This is a genomic window from Luteitalea sp. (genome assembly GCF_044337415.1).
Taxonomy (GTDB): Bacteria; Acidobacteriota; Vicinamibacteria; order Vicinamibacterales; family Vicinamibacteraceae; genus Luteitalea.
The window spans coordinates 1-5,322 of sequence record NZ_JBIINP010000253.1; the positions used below are offsets into that span (position 1 = coordinate 1).

Genomic DNA, 5,322 nt, shown 5'->3' on the forward strand with positions numbered 1-5,322 from the left:
GCGCACCCCTTCCACCGCAGCTGGATGCAGAAGCAGTACGACGAGTACATCCGCTGGGAGGTCGTGCCGTTCATCCACGACCACTGCCGCGGCCTGCCCGCCGTCGCCGTGATGGGCGCCTCGCTCGGCGCCTACCACGCCGCCAACAGCGCCTTCAAGCACCCCGACACGTTCAAGTGGTGCTTCGCCATGTCGGGCGTCTACGACATGCGGCGCTTCATGGACGGCCTGTACGACGACAACTTCTACTTCAACAACCCGATGGACTACCTGTCGTCGATCAGCGATCCCTGGTTCTACCAGCAGATCGCCTCGTCGCACATCCACCTGGCCACCGGCACCGGCCCGTGGGAGCGCCCAGAGGAGACCTATCGCTTCGCCGAGCTGCTGCGCCGCCGCAACATCCCGCACCACCTCGACGACTGGGGGCCGCAGGGCGGCCACGACTGGGCCTACTGGCACCACATGATGTGGGAATACGTGGGCAGACTCCTGTAATTCGAAATTCGACATTCGAAATTCCTGGCGGCTCGGCCTCAGGCCTTCGCTCGCGCCGGGATCTCCGACGGGCACGCGGCGGAGCCGCGGCCCTCTGGAATTTCAAATGTCGAATTTCAAATTGCCACCACGCGGAACGCCGGCACCTGACCGCCGCCGCTCGTCACGTTCGCGAGTCCTGACGAACTGAGCCGGGTGAGGAACCCGGTCACCTTCCCGCGGAAGATGTAGGGCGCGCAGTCGACCAGCATGTCGCGCGTGGCGACGCGGTGCGGGTCGGACTCGACCATCGGGAACGGCTCGCGGCGGATCGGGATGCGCTCCTGCACGATCCACGTGCCCGCCGGCGCCGTCAGGGCCGTCTGCAAGGCCCCCTCCCACGCCGAGGCCTCTGCCTCCCATCCGAGCATCACGCCGTGCCCGCCGAAGTCGTCGGTGGGCTTGATCACGAGGCGCTCGCGATGGTCGCGCGCGAAGGCGACGAGATCCACGTCCTGGCCGGTGCTCGTCCGCGTCCGGCGCTCGGCCACGACCCGCGTCCACGGCACGTGGGCGCGGATGACGGCCTGCTCCTCCGGACTGAACCGCCCGGCGTGCGCCTCGTCGGTCAGCACCGCGAAGAACGACTTCTTGTGCGGAATCTTGCAGCGCAGCGTGTTGGCGACGCACGCGAGCCGCTCGCGGTACGCCTGCACCAGCACGCGCGTGTCGTCGGGGCGCGCCACCAGGTCGTTGATCAGCGCGCGCCGGTACACGAGGTCGATGGCGCGGCCCTCCGCCACCAGCCGACCGCCGACGATCTCGAGGTCGCGCGGATCGGCCACCACCGTCGGCACGCCGCGCCACGTGAACCGCGCGGCCAGGATCTCGAACTCGCTCCACGTCGGCACGCCGCGGAAGTCCGTGATGACGATGGTGGGCGGCGCAGCGGTGCCGCCCCAGTCGCGGTAGCTCGCCAGCAGCGCCTCGAGCATCGCGTCCATCATCCCGTACGGCTGCGCATCGAACGTCTCGCGGAAGCGCGCCATGATCGGCATCGCCGCGAACACGTCGGCCAGCACCTCGGTGTAGCCGAAGCCCGCCGGCGACTCGGCGTTGTACTCGGCGAACATCAGCGAGTCGGGCAGCAGGAAGGAGTCGAGCCGGCTGGCCGTGCTCGCGTACTGGTAGCCCGGGTCGATCGCCGCGAGCGCGCGCTCGGCGTCGGAGAGCCCGAAGTCGGCCAGCAGCGCCTCGTCCTCCATCGCCTCCCTGACGATGCGCTCGCCGACGCGGGCGATCACTTCGCACGCCGCGCGCTGCCGTGCCTCGTCCTCGACGGTCATGAAGAGCGGCCGCAGGAACGGGCAACTCAGGCGGTCACCGAACAGGAGCCGCGCCTCGCGCATCCGCTGCGCGTGCGCGGCCCAGTACGGCTCGGTGAGCTCGCCGCCCTCGCCGAGGAGGGACGTCCAGGTCTCGATCGGATTCATGCAATTTGAAATTCGAGATTCGAAATTCGAGGGGGCCGGCGGCTCACGCCGCCAGGCCCCGCGGAGAAGGTCGCGCGAGCGAAGGCCGGAAGGCCGAGCCGCCCGGCATTTCCAATTTCAAATTTCGAATGACACGCTCAAGGCACAGGGCTGCCCACGAACCCCGACGCGGCGCCGAGGCCGAGCATCTGCTCCCACTTGGGGAACATGTTGCTCTGGTGGCCGTTCAGTGCGCGGTCGATGCAGAGGCGCGCCATCTTGTCGACCACCATCTCGAAGTAGAACGGCGTGATGCGGTCGCGCTCGAAGTCGGGCGCGCAGTTCAGGAAGTCGATCGCGTACGGCACGTCGCCCTCGATCCCGAACTCGATGGTGTTCATCTCGTAGCCGAGCGCTTCGTTGATCGTCTGCGCGTCCTTCACGACGCGGGCGCCGACCTCGGACGACAGGTAGTCGTGCTGGATCAGGTACTGCCGCGCATGCGGGTCGTAGACCACCGGGACGATGTCGTGCTTGCCGAAGGTGAAGCAGCGCACGTACTTGTCGAAGTGGACGAACTGCTGCAGCGTCATGCAGTACGGCGCGGTGCCGTCGTAGGCGGCCAGCAGTTCCTCGCGCGTGTGCACCTTGTACACGTGCTTCCAGCCGCCGCCCGAGAACGGCTTCAGGATGGCGGGCCGCCCCGTGTAGTCGAGCAGGCCGTCCCAGTCGAGCGGGTACCCCATGTTGCGCAGCGACGCCGGCTGGATGTCGACGTCATGCGGGTACGCCTTCTGCGGGAGCAGGACCGTGCGCGGGATCGCCACGCCGAGGCGGGCCATCAGCGAGTAGTTGAAGAACTTGTCGTCGGCCGTCCACCAGAACGGGTTGTTGATCACGTAGGTGCCGTTGAGCACCGCGAGCTTCAGGAAGCCGCGGTAGTACTCCACCTCGTGCGAGATGCGGTCGACGATGACCTTGTAGCGCTGCGGCTCGTCCATCGGCGACCCGCTGAGCATGACGTACTCGGCGGTGATGCCGTGTGGCTGCCCGAGCTGGTTCACCTTGTCGATGAACGCCGGAGGAAAGCTGTACTCGCGACCGACCAGCAACCCGATCTTCATGTTGTGTGTGCTCCCCTGAAAAACGCGGCAGTCTACCATGCAGCGTACGCCAAAGCTGAGCGTACGTCAGGGTAGAAATACTCACGTTTCTGGGGGACTGAGGCGGAACGCCAGGCAGGAAACGAAGAGGACCCAGCGGTCGGTCGCCCCGGGACCAGGTACGCAGGCGAGCGGTCGGGCCCTCCCTCCCTCGCGCTCACCGCGTTCCCGATCCCAGGGCGCCGTCCACTGGGTGACCCTTCTGTAAGGAATTAACGACGGCCAGAGGCAAACCGAACGGACGTCGCGCACTTTTCTCGGGCGCCCTCGGTGTCTCAGGGGCATGTGGTGTCAGATCGAGGGTCCAGCCGTGCCTGCCTCCCGCGTCGCGGTGGCCTCGCTACACTAGTCCGGTGACGATCGCCGCCCGCGCGCCCCTGGGGCCCCTGTCAGACGACCTCTTCGACCGCAGCCCCGACGCCATCGCCGCGCACCTCGAGGACGCGGCCCACTATCCCGGCGGCACCGCCGACGCCGTTGCGCGGCCGCGCACGGAGACCGATGTGGCGGCCGTGCTTGCAGACGGTCGAGCGGTCCTTGTCGTCGGTGCGCAGTCCTCGCTCACCGGGGGGGCGACGCCCACCGGCGCGATCGTGCTGTCTACCGCTCGCCTGACGGCCATCGACGCGCCGCAGGCGCACGAGGTCCGCGTCGCCGCAGGCGTGCCCCTTGCCACGCTGCTGGATGAGCTGGCGCGCCATGGCCTCGACTTCCCGCCCGTGCCGACCTACCTCGGCGCGACCGTGGGCGGCATCATCGCGACCAACGCCGCCGGCGCCGCCACCTACAAGTACGGCACCACGCGCCAGTGGGTCGACGGCCTCACGGTCGTACTCGCCGGTGGCGACGTGATCGACATCCGCCGCGGGCAGCACGTGCTTGATGCATCGGGCGTCTTCCTCGTCGACGGCCCGGCCGGACGACGCGAGGTGCCCGTGCCGACCTACGTCATGCCGGACGTGGTCAAGCGGTCTGCCGGCTATCACGCGGCCCCGGGGATGGACCTCGTGGACCTGTTCATCGGCGCCGAGGGCACGCTCGGCGTGATCACGGCGGCGGTCCTGCGCCTGCAGCCGGCGCGCGCGGGGCTGTGCTACGCGCTGGTGCCCTGCACGGATGAGCTGGGCGCTCTCGCCCTGGTCGCCGACCTGCGCGATGCGTCGCGGGCGACATGGCAGTCGCACGACCCGGCCGGCATCGACGTCGCCGCGATCGAGCACATGGACGGCCGGTCGCTGCAGATCCTGCGTGAAGACGGTGCCGACCGGAAGTACGAGGTCAGCTGGCCGGCCAGCGCGGGACTGCTCCTGCTGATTCAGCTCGAGTTGCCGCCGATCAGCCAGGACGAGGCCTACGATCAGATCAGCAGCGCGCTCGACGAGGGCGGGCCCGACACGCCGCTGGCCCGCTTCTGCCGCGTGCTCGACCGTCACGGCGTGCTCGACGACACCGAGCTCGCGCTTCCTGGCGATCGCAAGCGCGCGGAGCAGTTGCTCGGCGTGCGCGAGGCCGTGCCCGCCGGCGTGAACGCGCGCGTCGGCCGCGCCAAGCGCGACATCGACGGCCGCATCGCCAAGACCGCAGCCGACATGGTGGTGCCCTTCGAGAAGTTCGGCGAGATGATGGCCATCTACCGCGAGGGCTTCGCCCGGCGCGGACTGGACGTGGCCACGTGGGGCCACGTGTCGGATGGCAACGTCCACCCCAACGTGCTGCCGCGCAGCTACGAGGACGTCGAAGCCGGCAAGGCCGCGATCCTCGAGTTCGGCGTCGATGTGGCGCGCCTGGGCGGCTGCCCGCTCGCCGAACACGGCGTGGGCCGCCACCCCGTGAAGCAGGCGCTGCTGCGGCAGCTCTATGGCGACGAGGGGATCGAGCAGATGCGCGCCGTCAAGCGCGCGCTCGACCCCCAGGGGATTCTCGCGCCGGGCGTGCTGTTCAGCGCGTAGGGCGCAAGGGACAAGGGACGAGTACGCAAGTCACCAGGGCTACAAGGGACGCGGGACAGGAAAGAGCTAGGGACAAGGGACCAGTACGCCAGTCACAAGGACTGCAAGTGACAGGGGAGCAGGACGAACAGGGAGAAGAGACCAGGCGTGGCGGCACGCTTCACTGGTCGAAGAGCTGTCTCCCGGTTCCTTGTCCCTCGTCTCTGGCAGTCCCTGTCCCTGGTCCCTTGCCTCCCTTGTGACTCGAGAACGTGTCCCTTG

The 5,322-nt window shown here is 68.5% G+C and carries 4 protein-coding genes; 2 read left to right on the top strand and 2 right to left on the bottom strand.

Annotated features, from left to right (window positions below; all coding sequences use genetic code 11):
* Positions 1-498, top strand: a 498-nt coding sequence (locus ACIRDX_RS20240) for an alpha/beta hydrolase-fold protein (protein WP_396627247.1), incomplete at its 5' end; no start/stop codon positions are given.
* Between the two features lie 116 nt (positions 499-614).
* On the opposite strand, the gene ACIRDX_RS20245 is transcribed toward ACIRDX_RS20240, so the two are convergent.
* Entirely contained in the window at positions 615-1,970 is a 1,356-nt protein-coding gene (locus ACIRDX_RS20245; protein ID WP_396627248.1) for a circularly permuted type 2 ATP-grasp protein, read from the bottom strand.
* Between the two features lie 137 nt (positions 1,971-2,107).
* Positions 2,108-3,073 (bottom strand): RimK family alpha-L-glutamate ligase, encoded by a 966-nt coding sequence (locus ACIRDX_RS20250; RefSeq protein WP_396627249.1) that lies wholly within the window; start codon positions 3,071-3,073, stop codon positions 2,108-2,110.
* 392 nt (positions 3,074-3,465) lie between these two features.
* On the opposite strand from ACIRDX_RS20250, the gene ACIRDX_RS20255 reads away from it, so the two are divergent.
* Positions 3,466-5,061 carry an FAD-binding oxidoreductase gene (locus tag ACIRDX_RS20255; RefSeq protein WP_396627250.1) on the top strand — a complete coding sequence of 532 codons (1,596 nt, stop codon included), beginning with the start codon at positions 3,466-3,468 and terminating at the stop codon, positions 5,059-5,061.
* The last annotated feature ends 261 nt before the right edge of the window (positions 5,062-5,322 follow it).